Below are 17,229 nucleotides of genomic sequence, written 5' to 3'. Positions count from 1 at the left end.
CACGCTGTCCATGTGAGCGCAGCACCATGATTCGGGCGGGGTGGCGGAATCGGCCGCCGCGCAACAAACATCCGGGACAAATTGCCTATGGACGTCGTCATCGTCGAATCGCCGGCCAAAGCGAAGACGATCAACAAGTATCTCGGAAGCGATTACAAGGTACTCGCTTCGTTCGGGCACGTGCGCGACCTGCCGCCCAAGGACGGCTCCGTGCGCCCGGACGACGACTTCTCCATGGAATGGGAGGTCGGCAAGCCGAGCCAGAAGCGATTGAGCGAGATCGCCCAGGCGGTCAAGGGTGCGGACGGCCTCATCCTGGCCACCGACCCCGACCGCGAGGGCGAGGCCATTTCCTGGCATGTGCTGGAAGTCCTGCGGCAGAAGCGCGTCATCGGCCAGAAGCCGGTGCGCCGCGTCGTATTCAACGCCATCACCAAACAGGCCGTGCTGGAAGCTATGGCCAACCCGCGCGAGATCGACGCGCCGCTGGTGGACGCCTATCTGGCGCGCCGCGCCCTGGACTACCTCGTCGGCTTTACCCTGTCGCCCGTCTTGTGGCGCAAATTGCCCGGCGCGCGTTCGGCGGGGCGCGTGCAATCGGTGGCGCTGCGCCTCGTCTGCGACCGCGAATCCGAGATCGAGCGGTTCAAGCCGGAAGAATACTGGAAAATCCTCGCCCGGCTCGAAACGCCGCGTGCCGAAAGCTTCACTGCCCGGCTGACCGGCTTGGAGGGCAAGAAGCTGGACAGGCTTGCCGTGGACAATGGCGAGCTGGCCGGCAGGATCCGCTCCATGCTGGAGGGGGCGAGCTTCCGCGCCACGGGCGTCGAGGCCAAGCCCACCAAGCGCAATCCCGGCCCGCCCTTCACCACCTCGACGCTGCAGCAGGCGGCCTCCGCCAAGCTCGGCTTCTCGGCATCCCGCACGATGCAGGTGGCGCAGCGACTTTATGAGGGCATGGATATCGGCGGTGAGACGGTGGGTCTCATCACCTACATGCGTACCGATGGCGTGCAGATGGCGCCGGAGGCCGTCACCGCCGCGCGTACCGCTATCGCCTCCACCTTCGGCGAGCGTTATCTGCCGGAAAAGCCGCGCTATTACTCCACCAAGGCAAAGAACGCCCAGGAAGCGCACGAGGCGATCCGCCCCACGAGCTTCGACCGCCATCCCAAGGAGATGGAGCGGTTTCTGGACCGGGACCAGGCACGGCTTTACGAGCTGGTCTGGAAGCGGGCGATCGCCAGCCAGATGGCCTCGGCCGAGATCGAGCGCACCACGGTCGACATCCTGGCCGAAAACGGTGGCAGCAAGGCCAATCTGCGCGCCACCGGTTCGGTTATCCGGTTCGACGGCTTCATCGGCGCCTATATCGACCACCGGGACGACAGCCGCCCCGCTGCGGAGGCGCAGGACGACGACGACGAGTCGGCGCGCCTTCCGGAGGTGCGCGAGGGCGAAGACCTCAAGCGCCTCGGCATCGATTCCAGCCAGCACTTCACCGAGCCGCCCCCGCGCTATTCGGAGGCATCGCTGATCAAGAAGATGGAAGAGCTCGGCATCGGCCGGCCGTCCACCTACGCCGCGACGCTGCAGACGTTGGAAGACCGCGAATACATCGTGCAGGACAAGCGCAAGCTGCTGCCCGATTCGAAGGGCCGGCTGGTAACGGCCTTCCTGCACAATTTCTTCGACAAGTATGTCGAGTACGACTTTACCGCCGAACTGGAGGCCAAGCTCGATCGGATCTCGGCGGGCGAGCTTTCGTGGAAGGATGTTCTGCGCGAGTTCTGGCGGGACTTCTCCTCGCATGTCGACCAGACGAAGGAGTTGCGCGTTACCGACGTCCTGGACGCGCTCAACGAGGAGCTCGCCCCGCTGGTGTTCCCCGAGCGGGAAGACGGCGGAGATCCGCGCATCTGCCCGCGCTGCGGCAACGGCAAGCTGTCGCTGAAGCTCGGCCGTTTCGGAGCCTTCGTCGGCTGTTCGAACTACCCGGAATGTGGCTTCACGCGGCAGTTGGGCACCAACATGTCGGCCGAGGCGGTGGACACCACGAACGATCCACAGGAACTGGGAGCCGATCCGGATACGGGCGAAGCGATCACCCTTCGCAACGGGCGCTTCGGTCCTTACGTGCAGCGTGGGGAAGGCAAGGAGGCGAAACGCTCGTCGCTGCCGAAAGAGTGGGTGCCCGCCGAAATCGATTTCGACAGGGCGCTCAAGCTCATCAAACTCCCGCGCGAGGTGGGAACGCATCCCGAAAGCGGCAAGCCGATCCTGGCGGGCCTTGGACGCTACGGCCCGTTCCTGCAGCATGACGGCGGCTACGCCAACCTCGAATCCATCGAGGACGTGTTCTCCGTGGGCCTGAACCGCGCCGTGACGGTGCTGGCGGAAAAGAAGGAACGCGGCGGCCGTGGCCGCTCCACCCCGGCCGCCATCGCGACACTCGGCGAGCATCCCACCATCGGCGGGGCGATCACCGTGCGTGACGGGCGCTTCGGCCCCTACGTCAATGCAGGCAAGGTGAATGCCACACTGCCCAAGGGCAAGGACCCCGCCGGCGTTACCCTTGAAGAAGCGATCCAGCTCCTGAACGAGCGGGCAGAGAAAACCGGCACGAAGGTGAAGAAGGCTCCCGCAAAGAAAGCGGCGGCGCCAAAGAAGGCGGCAGCGGAGAAGACTGCTGCGCCGAAGGCAAAGTCTGCCGCCCGGCCGAAAGCCAAGGCCGGCGCCAGGACGAAAGCGGACAAGGAGTAGCATGGCGCGTCGCCCGAAGGGAGAAACCCGGCAAGAGGTAAAGGGCCGGCCGGACCTTACCCGCGAGGAAGTGTTGCGCTTCATCGCGGAAAACCCCACCCGGGCGACCAAGCGTGACATCGCCAAAGCCTTCGGTATCAAAGGCGACATGCGCGCCGCGCTGAAGGACATCCTGAACGACCTTCAGGCGGAAGGCGTCCTCGAGGGCGGGCGCAAGAGCTACTCCACGCCGGGCGTGCGGCCGGCCATCGGGGTAGCCGATGTGCGGGGCCGCGACGACGATGGCGGCCTGATCGCCGAACCCGTCTCGTGGAACGAGGAAGAGTTCGGGGAGAAACCGCGCTTCCGGCTGCGTCAACCCCGCAATGGAGCGGCGGCAGGCGTCGGCGACAGGGTTCTGGCCCATTTGGACTACGACGAGGAAGGTGGACCCGCGGCACGTGTGATCCGCGTTCTGGACCGCAAGAAGGTTCTGGCGCTCGGTGTTTTCCGCAGCCGCCGGGGCGGCGGCGGCCGCGTCGAGCCCGTAGAGCGCAAGCAGCCCGAATTCATGGTGGCCGCCGACGAGACCAAAGGCGCACGCGACGGAGATCTCGTCGAGGTGGAGCCCCATCGGGCGCACAAGGCCGGTTTGCCGATGGCGGCCGTCGTCGAGGTGCTGGGTGCGCTCGGCACGGAAAAGGCCATATCCACCATCGCCCTGCATGCCCATGGCATACCGCATGTGTTTCCGAAGGCGGTGATGGACGAGGCCGAAGAGGCCGGCCCCGCCGATATGGACCATCGCGAAGACTGGCGGGATCTGCCACTCGTAACCATCGACCCGCGCGATGCCAAGGATCATGACGACGCCGTGCACGCGGCGCCCGACCCGGACCCGGCCAACCCCGGAGGGCATGTGGTCACCGTCGCCATCGCCGACGTGTCCTTCTATGTGCGGCCGGGCACGAAGCTGGATGCGGAAGCGCGGTTGCGGGGCAATTCGGTCTATTTTCCCGACAGGGTCGTGCCGATGCTGCCCGAGCGCATCTCCAACGATCTCTGCTCGCTGCGCGAGGGCGTGGACCGCCCGGCGATCGCTGTCCGCATCGTGTTCGGCAGCGATGGCGGCAAGCGCAGCCATCGCTTCCACCGCATCATGATGCGCAGCCACGCCAAGCTGGCCTACGAGGATGCGCAGGCCGCTATCGACGGCTCCCCCGGCGACATCCCCGCGGACCTCGTTTCCAATGTGCTGCGGCCGCTGTGGAACGCCTATGCGGCGCTGTCCGATGCGCGCCGGCGCCGCCAGCCGCTGGAACTGGACCTGCCCGAGCGCAAGCTCAAATTGCGTCCGGACGGCAAGGTGGACCGCGTCATCGTTCCGGAGCGGCTGGACGCGCATCGCTTGATCGAAGAGATGATGATCCAGGCCAACGTCGCCGCCGCCGAAACGCTCGAGGGTGCGCGCCAGGCATTGATCTATCGCGGCCATGATTCCCCTTCCCTGGCGCGGCTGGAATCGCTGCGCGAGTTCCTGCGGACACTAGAGATTCCGTTGGCGAAAAGCGGCGCGCTGCGCCCGTCGCACTTCAACGAAATCCTGGCGCAGGTGCGCGACACGGAACATGAAAGCCTCGTCAACGAGGTTGTCCTGCGCTCGCAGAGCCAGGCGGCCTATACGCCGGAGAATATCGGCCATTTCGGCCTGAATCTGATGCGCTATGCGCATTTCACCTCGCCGATCCGCCGCTACGCGGACCTGATCGTGCACCGCGCGCTGGTCACCGCGCTCGGCCTCGGGCAAGGCGGCCTCAGCCGCCAGGACGAGGAGACGCTGGAGGCGACGGCCGAGGAGATATCGAAAGCGGAGCGCCGCGCCATGGCGGCGGAGCGCGATACGGTCGACAGGCTGATCGCCCATCATCTGGCCGACCATCTGGGCGACAGTTTCGACGGGCGCATCACCGGCGTCACGCGGGCCGGCCTGTTCGTGCAACTTCCGACTTTCGGCGCCGACGGTTTCGTGCCGATGGGCAGCCTCGGCAATGATTACTACCATTACGACGAGACGGGCCATATGATCGTCGGGCAACGCAGCCAGCGAGGTTACAGGCTGGGCGATGCGGTCGAGGTCCGGCTGGTGGAAGCCATCCCCCTGGCCGGGTCCATGCGCTTCGAGATGCTGAGCGAGCCCAGGGAGTTGCCCGGCTCGACCGCCTCGCACCACAAGGCGCGCGGACGCATGAAGCGGCCGGGCGGCAGAAGCGGCCCGCCCCGTGGCCGCAGAAGGAGGGGTTGATGACGGTACGGCAGGAAACCCGGCTCGAACTCGGCGGCAAGGCCGGGCAGCGGGATCTTCTCACCGCGCTGAAGCGCGGCTTCCTGTGCCGTTGCCCCGATTGCGGCAAGGGCCGCCTGTTCAAGAGCTTTCTGCGCAGCGTGGATGCCTGCGCACAATGCGGCGAGACCTACCATCATCATCGCGCCGACGACCTGCCCCCCTATCTGACGATCTTCATCGTCGGGCATGTCGTGGTTGCCCTGTTCATGGGCGTCGAGGAAATCGGGGACCTGCCATTGTGGGCGCATCTGGCGATCTGGGTTCCACTCACAACCGTCTTCACCCTCGCTCTGCTGCAGCCGATCAAGGGCGCCACGATCGGCCTGCAATGGGCCCTGCGCATGCATGGCTTCGGCGGCGAAGACGAGACGATCGACCACTGATCGCCATGGACGCGCCCGCCCGGATCAAACCCGCCATCCATGATGCCGCATCGCTGTTCGTCATCGATGCAAGCGGGCGCGAACCGCGCGTACTGGCCGGCCGTCGCGCTTCGGGCCATGTCTTCATGGCCGGCAAGACGGTGTTTCCGGGAGGGCGGGTCGATCCGGACGACAGCCGGCTGGCGCGTCGCTACGAGATTTCCCCGCCGGCATGCGCGCGGCTTCTGGCCGGTACGCGCCGCGGTTTCACTGCCAATCGCGCCACCGCGATCGCACTGGCCGCCATCCGCGAAGGCTTCGAGGAGGCCGGCATCATGATCGGCAGGCCGGGAGCGTTCCGCGCACCCTGCCCGGCCTGGGCCGCCTTCGAGGAGCGCGCGATCGAACCCGCGCCGGACCTCCTGACACCGGTAGCGCGCGCCATCACGCCGCCGGGCCAGAAGCGGCGCTTCGACGCGCGCTTTTTTGCCGTGGATGCGCGTCATATCGCATGGCGTACAGAAGCCGATGCGCTGCCGAGCGACGAGTTGGACGACGTGGCGTGGATGAGCTTCGAGGAGTTGAAGGGGCAACCGCTGGCGGAAATCACGCAACTGATACTTTCCGGCCTTATACGACGCATCGCAGACGGCAACCTGTTCGACTCGTCGGTCCCGATGGTCGTGCATCGCCGGCAGCCGAACGGCTTCCAAACCATCTTCGTCTGAGCGGCGGGCCATCATGAAGCAGGATGCAGGGCGGCCATCGGGGCCGGACGAGGTTACCGACTGGCTCGGCGCCGCCGCAGCCATCGCCTCGATAACGGCGGTCGGAATTGCCCTTGGGCTCGGACTGCCGCTGCTCAGCGTCATCCTGGAACGGCGCGGCGTATCGTCCACGATGATCGGCCTGAACACCGCCGTAGCGGGCCTGGCATCCTTGATCGCCACCCCGCTGACGACGCCGATGGCCCGCCGCTTCGGCGTGCGGCAGACCATGATGGCCTGCATCGTGGCCGCTTCGGCGTCGGCACTGGGCTTCTACTACTTCACCTCGCTGGCAGCCTGGTTTCCGCTGCGGCTGGTATTCCATTTCGCCGTCACGACCATGTTCGTGCTGTCCGAATTCTGGATCAACACGGCCGCTCCCCCCGGGCGACGGGGTCTCGTGCTGGGCATCTACGCCACATGCCTGGCGCTCGGCTTCGCCGGCGGCCCGTTCATCTTCTCGCAGGTCGGCTCGCAGGGCCTGACGCCCTTCGCACTGGGGGCCGGGATCATTCTCGCGGCGGCAATTCCGCTGGTCGCGGCATGGCACCGCGAGCCGCCCATCGAAAAATCCCACCGCGACGCCGGCTTCCGCCGCCACATCTTTTCCGTGCCGGCCGCCACCGCGGCCGTGCTGGTGTTCGGCGCGGTCGAAGCCGGGGGCTTTGCGCTCTTCCCGGTGTTCGGCAGCCGGCTCGGCCTGGACGAGGCATCGGCGGCGCAGCTGCTGACAGCCGTCGGGCTTGGCAGCGTCGCCCTGCAGATTCCCATCGGCCTGGTCAGCGACCGCGTGCGCGACAGGCGGCACTTGCTGCTTCTGTTCGCCCTCGTCGGGCTTGCCGGCTCCCTCGCCCTGCCCTTCCTGTCACTGAACTGGTGGGCCATGGCGGCAGTGCTGTTCGTGTGGGGCGGCGTCGTGGCCGGGCTCTACACCGTCGGGCTGGCGCATCTGGGCTCGCGTCTGTCCGGCGCGGATCTGGCGTCGGCCAACGCAGCCTTCATTTTCTGCTACTCCATCGGAATGCTGGTCGGTCCGCAATGGATCGGCGGTGCGATGGACCTGTTCGGGAGCAGCGGGTTCGCGTGGTCCATCGCATCCATGTTTGCGGCCTATTTCGTTTTCATGGCCTTCCGGCTGGCGAAAACAAGCGGAAGAACTTGACTTCGCGGCCTTTCCGAGTAGTGTCCGCCGCAAATGCCGGCGGTGGGTGCACCGTTCTGCCGGTTCACCAATTCCCAAACGGATAGACCGCAATGGCCAAGGCAACCACGATCAAGATCAAGCTGCTCAGCACCGCTGACACCGGCTATTTCTATGTCACGACGAAGAACAGCCGCACGATGACCGAGAAGATGGTCAAGACCAAGTATGATCCGGTCGCGCGCAAGCACGTCGAGTTCCGCGAAGCGAAGATCAAGTAATCTTCCACGCGCCGGGGCTCTGCCCTTGCTGCATTCAAGGCCCGGCTCTGCCGGGCCTTTTTAGTTTATGCCGCGTCGCCCAGAAACTGCTTGATGGTGTCGATGAAGTGCGTGACGGAAATGGGTTTGGAAATGTAGGCCTCGCAGCCGCCCTGCCGGATTCGCTCTTCGTCGCCCTTCATCGCGAATGCCGTCACGGCGATCACGGGAATCGACTTCAACGCATCATCGGCCTTGAGCTTGCGCGTCACGTCGAGACCGGAAATCTCAGGTAGTTGAATGTCCATCAGGATCAGGTCGGGCCGATGCTCTCTTGCCAGATCCATTGCCGCCAGCCCGCTGCGCGTATGCACCGTCCGGTAGCCATTGGCCTCGATCAGGTCGCGGAAGAGCTTCATGTTCAGCTCATTGTCTTCGACGATCATCACTGTCTTGGACATCCGCAATACTCCAAAGTCCGGCCGATGTTGCGGACAGGCAGACTTCTCCCGCATCCTCGCATCGAGTCGTAGAACGATATCATTTAAGAATTGAGAATCGAGAACAACGCAAATTGTCGGACGCTTCTTCATGCTTGATTCACACGGCCGAAAGCCGCGCACCATGGCCCCGGAGGCAGCCGAGAGCCTTTCCATAGAAGGACTGTCTTTCCTGGCGCAGAACGAAGAGGAGTTTCTTCGTTTTCTGGCGCTGTCCGGCCTGACGGTTGGCGAGTTGCGGCAGGCGGCGCAAAGCAAGGCCTTCCTGGCCGGGGTCCTGGATTACATTCTCGGCAACGAGAAGACGCTTCTGGCCTTCGCGGCCCATGCCGGCGTCTCGCCCGACAGCGTGGGGGCCGCCCGCAGCGCGTTGGCCCCCGTTTTTGGAACCTCCGATTGAGATGGCCTCCCGCAAGCCGCAAACGGCCGGCCCCCTCGTCTGCGATATCGCACGGCATCACGATCATCTGCTCGTCCTCGACGTCGACGAGGTCGTGCTTCAGTTCATCGACCCGTTCGTCGCCCTGCTTGCCGAGGTGGGCGCGCATCTGAAGCCTGATTCTTTCCGGCTGACCGGCCAGGTCCGGTCGCAGTCCACCGGGGCAGCCCTGGGCGGCGACGAGCTCCAGGGGCTCATGCACCGCCTGTACGAGGAACAGGCCGTGCGGCAGATGCCGGTCGCCGGCGTCGTCGACGCTCTCGACCGGCTTGCCGGCCGGGCCGATATCGTTTTCCTGACCGCGATGGCGCCACGCTGGCACCAGACACGCAGGCTGCATCTCGACGCATCCGGCCTGCCCTATCCGATGATCGCCACGGAGAGGGACAAGGGCGCGGTCATCTGCGAATTGCAGGAGCGGTGGCCCGGCACGGTCGCCTTTGTGGACGACCTGCCCTCGAACCTGGAAAAAGTCCGCCGCAGCGCGCCGCAGACCCGGCTTCTCCATGTTATGGCCAGCAGGCTGTTCTGGCCGTATCTTCCCAGCCTGCCGCACGGCGTCGCCAGCGCCCGGACGTGGCAGGAGGCCGAGGACCGGATCGGCCGCCTTCTTTCGGGAGAATGATCCATTGAGCGATGGAGGTGCCTTCTGCCGCGACTGCCTGACGGCGCAGCCGGCCGGAACACGGCGCTGCATCGCCTGCGGAAGCCCGCGCGTCCTGCGCCATCCTGAACTGAATGCCCTGTCCATCGCCCATATCGATTGCGACGCATTCTATGCGACAGTGGAAAAGCGCGACCGGCCCGACCTTGCCGACAAGCCGGTCATCATCGGCGGACGCAGGCGCGGCGTGGTGCTGACATGCTGCTACAATGCGCGGATCTATGGCGTGCGCTCGGCGATGCCGATGTTCAAGGCGCTCGAGCTCTGCCCTCATGCCGTGGTGCTGAAACCCGACATGGCCAAGTACAGGGAGGTCGGCCTTGCCGTGCGCGAGCGGATGCGACGCCTGACGCCGGTGGTGGAACCCCTGTCCATCGACGAAGCGTTCCTGGACCTCGGTGGCACCGAATTGCTCCACAAGGCGACGCCGGCCCTTTCGCTGGCGCGGCTTGCCGATGCCGTGGAACGCGAGTTGGGAATCGGCGTATCGATCGGCCTGTCGCACAACAAATTCCTCGCCAAACTGGCGTCGGACCTGCAGAAGCCGCGCGGTTTCTCCGTCATCGGCAAGGCGGAGACCACGGATCTTCTGGCCGGCCGCAAGGTGACGTCGATCTGGGGCGTGGGCTCGGCGACGGCGCGCAGCCTGTCGGCCGACGGCATCACGATGATCGGGCAGTTGCAGGAGATGGAGCTGGAATCTCTCATACGTCGCTATGGCGTCATGGGCCAACGCCTGTGGCGGCTTTCCCGCGGGATCGACGACCGGCGCGTCGACCCGACCGGCGAGGCGAAGAGCATTTCCGCCGAGACGACGTTCGACAAGGATCTGTCGCACCCCGAAGAGCTGCTGCCGATCCTGCGCACGCTCTGCGAGCGGGTCGCACACAGGCTCAAGCAGACCGAACTTGCCGGCACGACCGTCGTACTGAAGCTGAAGACAGCGGATTTCCGCACACGGACGCGCAATCGCAAGCTTGCCGACCCGACCCGCCTTGCCGACCGGCTTTTCGCGACGGGGCGCGAGCTTCTCCAGCGTGAGTTGGACGGAACGCGGTTCCGGCTGCTCGGCATCGGCTGCAACGAGTTTGCACCCGCAGTGCACGCCGATCCGCCCGACATGCTGGATCCCGGCCTGCAGAAGCGCGCCAAAGCAGAGGCGGCGCTCGATTCGCTGCGTGGACGCTTCGGCGACCGCTCTATCGAAACCGGCTACACGTTTCGGCCGCAGTCCCGCGCCAAGGATGGCGGCTGAACCGAGAGTGAGTCGATGATGAAGCGATCCCCTGCCTTGGCAGCGTCCGCCCTCCTTTTCCTGTCATCCCACGCGCTGGCCGGCGAAGCCGAAATCAATGCGGCCGCCGATGCCGCGGCACGCACGATCATGCAGCGGCATGACGTGCCGGGACTTGCCATCGCGGTCACCCGGAACGGAGAACGCCATGTCTTCAATTACGGCGTTGCCGCGCGCGACTCCGGCCTGCCCGTCACCGACGATACCATTTTCGAGGTCGGCTCCGTCAGCAAGACGTTCACCGCCGCCCTCGGCGGCGTCGCCATGCACAAGGGGCTCATGAAGCCGGGCGACCCTGCCGGCGCCTTCCTGCCCTGGCTCGGGGATGGCGCGCTCGCCCGGACCCCGGTGATGAACCTTGCCACCTATACGGCCGGTGGCCTGCCCCTGCAGTTCCCGGACAGCATTACCGACGATGCGTCGATGCACGCCTGGTTTGCAGGGTGGAAGCCAACGAGCGCGCCGGGGGACAGCCGCCAATACTCCAACCCCAGCATCGGCCTTTACGGCGCAACGGTGGCCGCCGCCATGGATGGCGATTTCGCCGAGCTGATGCAGCGCGAAATCATCCTGCCGCTGGAGCTGCGAAGCACCTTCACCCGCGTACCGGATGAACGCATGGACGATTACGCATGGGGCCTCAACCGCAACGGCAGGCAGGTGCGCGTCAATCCCGGTGCGCTGGATACGCAGGCCTACGGCATCAAGACGACCGCATCCGACCTGGCATTGTTTCTTGAAGCCCAGATGGATGCCTCCAGCCTGGACGGCGGCCTGGCGCAGACGCACAGGCCGCAGTTCCGGATCGGGCCGATGCTGCAGGCGTATGGGTGGGAAATCTACGAAGACCCCGCCGACCTCGACGCGCTGCTGGCCGGCAACTCGACCGACATGGCCATGAAGCCCCAGGACGCCCGCCCGCTGGAGGCAGAGCCCACCCTCTCCCATGCGCTCTACAACAAGACGGGCTCGACCGCCGGTTTTGGGGCCTACGCCGCGTTCCTGCCGGATCGGCAGGCCGGTATCGCCATCCTGGCAAATCGCAGCTACCCGAATGCCGACCGCATCCGGGCCGCCCATGCGATCCTGCGGGCGATGGGCGCCATCGACTGACCGCTTGGAGCGCTTTCCGCTCATATGGAATCGCTCTGCCGGAGGCGCTTCGGGCCGCAATCGAGGTGGGTGTCGAAGGCCACACTGTGTATGACCAAGATGCACGCCGAAGAAGGCGGCTCTAATGGCCCCGGCCTTCGGGCTTCCCGGGGGCGGACGTCCGCGGCATCAGCCGGACTTGCCCGTATCGCTATGGCCAAGATGCACGCCGAAGAAGGCGGCTCGAATGGCCCCGACCCTTCGGGCTTCCCGGGGGCGGACGTCCGCGGCATCAGCCGGACTTGCCCGTATCGCTATGGCCAAGATGCACGCCGAAGAAGGCGGCTCGAATGGCCCCGGCCCTTCGGGCTTCCCGGGGGCGGACGTCCGCGGCGTCAGCCGGACTTGCCCGTATCGCTATGGCCAAGATGCACGCCGAAGAAGGCGGCTCGAATGGCCCCGACCCTTCGGGCTTCCCGGGGGCGGACGTCCGCGGCATCAGCCGGACTTGCCCGTATCGCTATGGCCAAGATGCACGCCGAAGAAGGCGGCTCGAATGGCCCCGACCCTTCGGGCTTCCCGGGGGCGGACGTCCGCGGCATCAGCCGGACTTGCCCGTATCGCTATGGCCAAGATGCACGCCGAAGAAGGCGGCTCGAATGGCCCCGGCCCCTTCGGGCTTCCCGGGGGCGGACGTCCGCGGCGTCAGCCGGACTTGCCCGTATCGCTATGGCCAAGATGCACGCCGAAGAAGGCGGCTCGAATGGCCCCGGCCCTTCGGGCTTCCCGGGGGCGGACGTCCGCGGCGTCAGCCGGACTTGCCCGTATCGCTATGGCCAAGATGCACGCCGAAGAAGGCGGCTCTAATGGCCCCGGCCCCTTCGGGTTTCCCGGGCGCGGACGTCCGCGGCGTCAGCCGGACTTGCCCGTATCGCTATGGCCAAGATGCACGCCGAAGAAGGCGGCTCGAATGGCCCCGACCCTTCGGGCTTCCCGGGGGCGGACGTCCGCGGCATCAGCCGGACTTGCCCGTATCGCCGGTACAGCCTCCGCCGCCTTCCTGAGGGGCCATCCGGCACCCGGAGAAACAGAGCGGTTCCATATGAGCGGGAAACGCTCTAGCTGAGCTCGACATCCAGAACGCCGGGCGCGGCCTTGATCGCGCCGGCCATCTGCGGCGAAACACGGAATCGGCCCGGCAGCAGCAACTCGACCTCCCGCTCGCCATTGTCCTGCACCAGCACGAGGGAAACCTCACTGTCGCCGCCAGCCGCCAGATGGCTGCGGAAACTGGCAAGCGGGCGCGCATCGCGCATGAATATCTTCATGGCCTTCTGCATGCGGGCTGCCTGCACCTCCAGGCTTTCCACGCCCTGCGCCCGCAGTGAAACGCCTTCGGGCCGCTCCTCCGCCGATACGGAGACGATGACGGATGACCCGGCCTCCAGCATGTCGCGAAAGTTCACCAGCATCTCGGTAAACAATACGATCTCGAACTGACCGGTCGGATCCGACAATTGCACGATGCCGATCTTGCCGCCGGTCCGCGTCTTGCGCTCCTGGCGGCTGGTCACGGTTCCGGCCACGCGGCCCGCCGTCGCCCCCTTGCGCACCGATGCCGACAATTCGGCGTAGGATTGCACGTTCAACCGCTTCAGCGCGGCCTTGTACTCGTCCAGCGGGTGGGCCGAAAGATAGAACCCGATCGACTGGAACTCGCGCATCAGGCGCTCCGCCGTCGTCCATAAAGGCACATCCTTCAAGGTCAGCGGCTCCGGCTCGCCGCCGCCCCCGAACATGTCGTGCTGGCCGCTCAGCCGTCCGTCATTGACCATGATCGCATAGGCCGACAGCCGCTCGATATTGCCGCACAACCGCGCCCGGTCATGGCCGAAGCAATCCAGCGCACCCGCGGTGATGAGGCATTCCAGTGTCCGCTTGTTCACGATCCTCGGATCGATCCGGGCGCAGAAATCCTCGAGCGAGCGGAAGGGCCCGTTGGCGCGCTCCGCTACGATATGGTCCACCGCGTGCTCGCCGGCGCCCTTGATGGCGGCCAGCGAATAGAGAATGCGCCCCTTCTCCACTTCGAAGGGGCGGAACGACGTCTGCACCGATGGGGCCACCACCTCGATGCCAAGGCGCTTGGCGTCGTTGCGAAAGTCGTTGAGCTTGTCCGTGTTGTTCATATCCAGCGTCATGGACGCGGCCAGGAACTCCGTCGGATAGTTCGCCTTCAGATAGGCCGTCTGGTAGGCGACAAGGGCATAGGCGGCGGCGTGACTTTTGTTGAAGCCGTAATCGGCGAACTTGGCCAGAAGGTCGAAGATGGTGTTGGCCTGCCCCTTCGGGATGCCGCCCTCGATACAGCCTTCGACGAACCGCTCGCGCTGCTTGTCCATTTCGGCGCGGATCTTCTTGCCCATGGCGCGGCGCAGAAGATCGGCTTCGCCGAGCGTGTATCCCGCCAGAACCTGGGCGATCTGCATCACCTGCTCCTGGTAGACGATCACGCCCTGGGTTTCGCGCAGGATCGGCTCGATCTTGGGGTGGATGATCTCCACCTCTTCTTCCTTGTGCTTGCGCGCGTTGTAGACCGGGATGTTCTCCATAGGGCCCGGCCGGTACAACGCTACCAGCGCAATGATATCCTCGAAGCAGTCCGGGCGCATGCCGATGAGAGCCTTGCGCATGCCCACCGATTCCACCTGGAACACGCCGACGGTCTCACCGCGTGCCAGCATCTCGTAGGTGGGCGCGTCGTCCAGCGGGATGGAACCGAGGTCGATGTGCACACCCTGCCGCGCGATCAACTGGACGGCGGTCTGCAGCGTCGTCAGCGTCTTCAGGCCCAGGAAGTCGAACTTGACGAGCCCGGCCTGCTCCACCCACTTCATGTTGTACTGGGTGACCGGCATGTCGGACCGCGGATCCCGGTACATCGGCACCAGTTGCGACAATGGCCTGTCGCCGATCACGATGCCGGCGGCGTGGGTGGACGCGTGGCGGTAAAGGCCCTCCAGCTTGAGCGCGATGGCGATCAGCCGGTCGACCACCTCTTCCTTTTCGCGCGCCTCCTGCAGGCGCGGCTCTTCCTCAAGGGCCTGGGCCAGCGTCACCGGGTTGGCGGGGTTGGCCGGCACCAGCTTGCACAGCTTGTCGACATGGCCGTAGCTCATCTCCAGGACACGGCCGACGTCCCGCAGGACAGCGCGCGCCTGCATCGAACCGAAGGTGATGATCTGCGCCACCTGATCGCGCCCGTACTTCGCCTGCACGTAGCGGATGACCTCTTCGCGCCGGTCCTGGCAGAAGTCGATGTCGAAATCCGGCATCGAGACACGGTCGGGATTGAGGAAGCGCTCGAAGAGCAAAGAGAAGCGCAAGGGGTCGAGGTCGGTGATGGTGAGCGAATAGGCGACGAGCGAACCCGCGCCGGAGCCGCGCCCCGGCCCCACGGGAATGCCGTTGGCCTTGGCCCACTTGATGAAGTCCGCCACGATCAGGAAGTAGCCCGGAAACTTCATCCGCTCGATGATCGACAGCTCGAAGGCCAGCCGGTCGCGGTAATCCTGCTCGCTCTGGCCGGCAGCGGGCCCGTGCGATTGCAATCGCCGTTCGAGCCCCTCTTCCGCCTGGCGGCGCAGCTCGGCCGCCTCGGCATCTATGGCGGATTCGGCCGGCTCGTCCCCGGTGGTGAAACGCGGCAGGATCGGCTTTCGGGTCGTCGGACGGAACGAGCAGCGCCGGGCGATCTCGATCGTATTGTCGATCGCCTCCGGCAGGTCGGCGAACAGCGCCGCCATCTGGTCCTGCGTCTTCAGGCAATGGTCGGGCGAAAGCCGCCGCCTGTCTTCATGGCTCACGAGACGGTTGCTGGCGACGGCGATGAGAGCGTCATGGGCGTCGGAATCTTCGGCACAGAAGAAGAACGGCTCGTTAGTGGCCACCAGCGGCAGCCCCATCTCGTAGGCGAGATCCAGCGTCGCGGGCTCCGTACGCCGGCCACGCGTTCCATGCCGCTGGAGTTCCACGTAGAGGCGATCGCCGAAGGCGCCGCGCAGAACCTCCAGCCGCTGGCGGGCCACCGCCACGCGGCCGGCCGCCAGCGCCGTGCCGATGGGGCCGAGCGGACCACCCGTCAGGCAGATGATCCCTGCCGCCTTCTCCGACAGCCAGTCGGCAAGCACATGCGGACGCTGGTCCCCCTCGTGCCGCAGATAGGCCATGGATACGATCTCGACGAGGTTCTCGTAGCCGGCATCGTCCATTGCGATCAGCACCAGCGGTGCGGTCGCATTGTCCTTGTCGCGGGTGGAATCGGCGTCCCCGTCCTGGAAGTCCACGTCGAGCTGGCAGCCGATGATGGGTTGGACACCGGCCTTGGCTGCCTTTTCCGAAAATTCGAGTGCGCCGAACAAATTGTTCGTATCGGCGATGCCGATGGCCGGAGCATTGTCGCCCTTGGCATGCTTGATGATCTGGTCGAGCCGCAACGCGCCTTCCAGCAACGAATAGGCGCTATGCACCCTGAGGTGGATGAACCTGAGCGGTCGTGCGGGGTTGCCCGTCGATTCGGTCATCGTCGTCTCCTGCGGGTGAAATCCGAAGTCGGCGGCGAGCCGCCTGCCGTACCGCCCGACACTAGCCCGGACGGGTTTCCAAGTCTTCCCTCGGCGTCCCGCCCGCCGAAGTCATCCCCGGCAAAAATGCCGGGCGGCTCTGTCACGGCGCGTGGACGACCAGCGAGAAGCCAAGCCCGAAACCCGATCACCCGCCCGCCGAGGTCATCTCCGGCAAGAATGCCGGGCGGCTTTGTCACGGCGCGTGGATGACGAGCGAGAAGCCAGGCACGAAACCCGGGATCACCCGCCCGCCGAGGTCATCCCCGGCAGAAAATGCCGAGCGGCTTCGTCACGGCGCGTGGATGACGAGCGAGAAGCCAGGCACGAAACCCGGGATCACCCGCCCACCGAGGTCATCCCCGGCAAAACTGCCAGGCGGCTTTGTCACAACGCGTGGATGACGAGCGAGAAGCCAGGCACGAAACCCGGGATCACCCGCCCGCCGAGGTCATCCCCGGCAAAAAATGCCGGGCGGCTTCGTCACGGCGCGTGGATAACGAGCGAGAAGCCAGGCACGAAACCCGGGATCACCCGCCCACCGAGGTCATCCCCGGCAGAAAATGCCGAGCGGCTTCGTCACGGCGCGTGGATGACGAGCGAGAAGCCAGGCCCGAAACCCGGGATCACCCGCCCGCCGAGGTCATCCCCGGCAAAAATGCCGGGCGGCTTCGTCACGGCGCGTGGATGACGAGCGAGAAGCCAGGCACGAAACCCGGGATCACCCGCCCACCGAGGTCATCCCCGGCAAAACTGCCAGGCGGCTTTGTCACAGCGCGTGGATGACGAGCGAGAAGCCAGGCACGAAACCCGGGATCACCCGCCCACCGAGGTCATCCCCGGCAAAACTGCCAGGCGGCTTTGTCACAGCGCGTGGATGACGAGCGAAAAGCCAAGCACGAAACCCGAGATCGCTGTCAGCGACAGAACTTCACGAACGATGGTCATGTCATGATCCTTTCCGTTTTCGTTCGCTATTTGTTCTCTTTTTGATCCCTCCCG

At 65.6% G+C, this 17,229-nt stretch carries 12 protein-coding genes; 10 read left to right on the top strand and 2 right to left on the bottom strand.

The window, feature by feature from the left end:
• The first annotated feature begins 87 nt into the window (after positions 1–87).
• The 6 genes from topA to rpmG all read left to right on the top strand — a co-directional run bounded on the left by topA (position 88) and on the right by rpmG (position 7,637).
• The gene (gene topA, locus IGS74_RS10460) at positions 88–2,763 is read left to right on the top strand and encodes a type I DNA topoisomerase (RefSeq protein ID WP_192386080.1); all 2,676 of its coding nucleotides are present in this window, start codon (positions 88–90) and stop codon (positions 2,761–2,763) included.
• 1 nt (position 2,764) lies between these two features.
• Positions 2,765–5,044, top strand: a complete 2,280-nt coding sequence (rnr, locus tag IGS74_RS10455; RefSeq protein ID WP_192386079.1) for a ribonuclease R — start codon at positions 2,765–2,767, stop codon at positions 5,042–5,044.
• The gene (locus IGS74_RS10450; RefSeq protein WP_192386078.1) at positions 5,044–5,469 is read left to right on the top strand and encodes a DUF983 domain-containing protein; all 426 of its coding nucleotides are present in this window, start codon (positions 5,044–5,046) and stop codon (positions 5,467–5,469) included. Before rnr ends, IGS74_RS10450 begins: the two co-directional genes overlap by 1 nt.
• Before the next feature lie 5 nt (positions 5,470–5,474).
• On the top strand, positions 5,475–6,176 hold the full coding sequence (locus tag IGS74_RS10445; RefSeq protein ID WP_192386077.1) for an NUDIX hydrolase: 702 nt from the start codon (positions 5,475–5,477) through the stop codon (positions 6,174–6,176).
• A 13-nt stretch (positions 6,177–6,189) separates the two neighbouring features.
• Positions 6,190–7,377 (top strand): MFS transporter, encoded by a 1,188-nt coding sequence (locus IGS74_RS10440; protein ID WP_192386076.1) that lies wholly within the window; start codon positions 6,190–6,192, stop codon positions 7,375–7,377.
• Between the two features lie 92 nt (positions 7,378–7,469).
• On the top strand, positions 7,470–7,637 hold the full coding sequence (gene rpmG / locus IGS74_RS10435; protein ID WP_039190164.1) for a 50S ribosomal protein L33: 168 nt from the start codon (positions 7,470–7,472) through the stop codon (positions 7,635–7,637).
• A 65-nt stretch (positions 7,638–7,702) separates the two neighbouring features.
• Here rpmG and IGS74_RS10430 read toward each other — a convergent pair whose 3' ends face one another.
• Positions 7,703–8,077: a response regulator gene (locus tag IGS74_RS10430; RefSeq protein WP_039190161.1), complete on the bottom strand. Its 375-nt coding sequence runs from the start codon at positions 8,075–8,077 to the stop codon at positions 7,703–7,705.
• 130 nt (positions 8,078–8,207) lie between these two features.
• On the opposite strand from IGS74_RS10430, the gene IGS74_RS10425 reads away from it, so the two are divergent.
• The 4 genes from IGS74_RS10425 to ampC are packed head-to-tail and all read left to right on the top strand — an operon-like array spanning position 8,208 to position 11,626.
• Positions 8,208–8,516, top strand: a complete 309-nt coding sequence (locus tag IGS74_RS10425; RefSeq protein ID WP_246722525.1) for a DUF3572 domain-containing protein — start codon at positions 8,208–8,210, stop codon at positions 8,514–8,516.
• 1 nt (position 8,517) lies between these two features.
• The gene (locus tag IGS74_RS10420; RefSeq protein WP_192386075.1) at positions 8,518–9,180 is read left to right on the top strand and encodes a hypothetical protein; all 663 of its coding nucleotides are present in this window, start codon (positions 8,518–8,520) and stop codon (positions 9,178–9,180) included.
• A 4-nt stretch (positions 9,181–9,184) separates the two neighbouring features.
• On the top strand, positions 9,185–10,474 hold the full coding sequence (locus tag IGS74_RS10415) for a DNA polymerase IV (RefSeq protein WP_246722524.1): 1,290 nt from the start codon (positions 9,185–9,187) through the stop codon (positions 10,472–10,474).
• Between the two features lie 15 nt (positions 10,475–10,489).
• Positions 10,490–11,626 (top strand): class C beta-lactamase, encoded by a 1,137-nt coding sequence (ampC, locus tag IGS74_RS10410; RefSeq protein WP_192386073.1) that lies wholly within the window; start codon positions 10,490–10,492, stop codon positions 11,624–11,626.
• Positions 11,627–12,723: 1,097 nt separating this feature from the next.
• On the opposite strand, the gene dnaE is transcribed toward ampC, so the two are convergent.
• Complete coding sequence (dnaE, locus tag IGS74_RS10405; protein WP_192386072.1) at positions 12,724–16,188, bottom strand: DNA polymerase III subunit alpha; 3,465 nt, start codon at positions 16,186–16,188, stop codon at positions 12,724–12,726.
• Between the last annotated feature and the right edge of the window lie 1,041 nt (positions 16,189–17,229).

Origin of the sequence: Aureimonas sp. OT7, from assembly GCF_014844055.1 — a bacterium.
Lineage (GTDB): Bacteria > Pseudomonadota > Alphaproteobacteria > Rhizobiales > Rhizobiaceae > Aureimonas > Aureimonas altamirensis_A.
Note: the sequence above shows the minus strand (reverse complement) of the source record. Positions and strands in the feature narration are given on the sequence as shown.

Excerpts from the sequence above, each read along its gene's own strand:
- topA (WP_192386080.1), top strand. The coding sequence starts at position 88 with ATGGACGTCGTCATCGTCGAATCGCCGGCCAAAGCGAAGACGATCAAC.
- rnr (WP_192386079.1), top strand. The coding sequence starts at position 2,765 with ATGGCGCGTCGCCCGAAGGGAGAAACCCGGCAAGAGGTAAAGGGCCGG.
- IGS74_RS10450 (WP_192386078.1), top strand. The coding sequence starts at position 5,044 with ATGACGGTACGGCAGGAAACCCGGCTCGAACTCGGCGGCAAGGCCGGG.
- IGS74_RS10445 (WP_192386077.1), top strand. The coding sequence starts at position 5,475 with ATGGACGCGCCCGCCCGGATCAAACCCGCCATCCATGATGCCGCATCG.
- IGS74_RS10440 (WP_192386076.1), top strand. The coding sequence starts at position 6,190 with ATGAAGCAGGATGCAGGGCGGCCATCGGGGCCGGACGAGGTTACCGAC.
- rpmG (WP_039190164.1), top strand. The coding sequence starts at position 7,470 with ATGGCCAAGGCAACCACGATCAAGATCAAGCTGCTCAGCACCGCTGAC.
- IGS74_RS10430 (WP_039190161.1), bottom strand. The coding sequence starts at position 8,077 with ATGTCCAAGACAGTGATGATCGTCGAAGACAATGAGCTGAACATGAAG.
- IGS74_RS10425 (WP_246722525.1), top strand. The coding sequence starts at position 8,208 with ATGCTTGATTCACACGGCCGAAAGCCGCGCACCATGGCCCCGGAGGCA.
- IGS74_RS10420 (WP_192386075.1), top strand. The coding sequence starts at position 8,518 with ATGGCCTCCCGCAAGCCGCAAACGGCCGGCCCCCTCGTCTGCGATATC.
- ampC (WP_192386073.1), top strand. The coding sequence starts at position 10,490 with ATGATGAAGCGATCCCCTGCCTTGGCAGCGTCCGCCCTCCTTTTCCTG.
- dnaE (WP_192386072.1), bottom strand. The coding sequence starts at position 16,188 with ATGACCGAATCGACGGGCAACCCCGCACGACCGCTCAGGTTCATCCAC.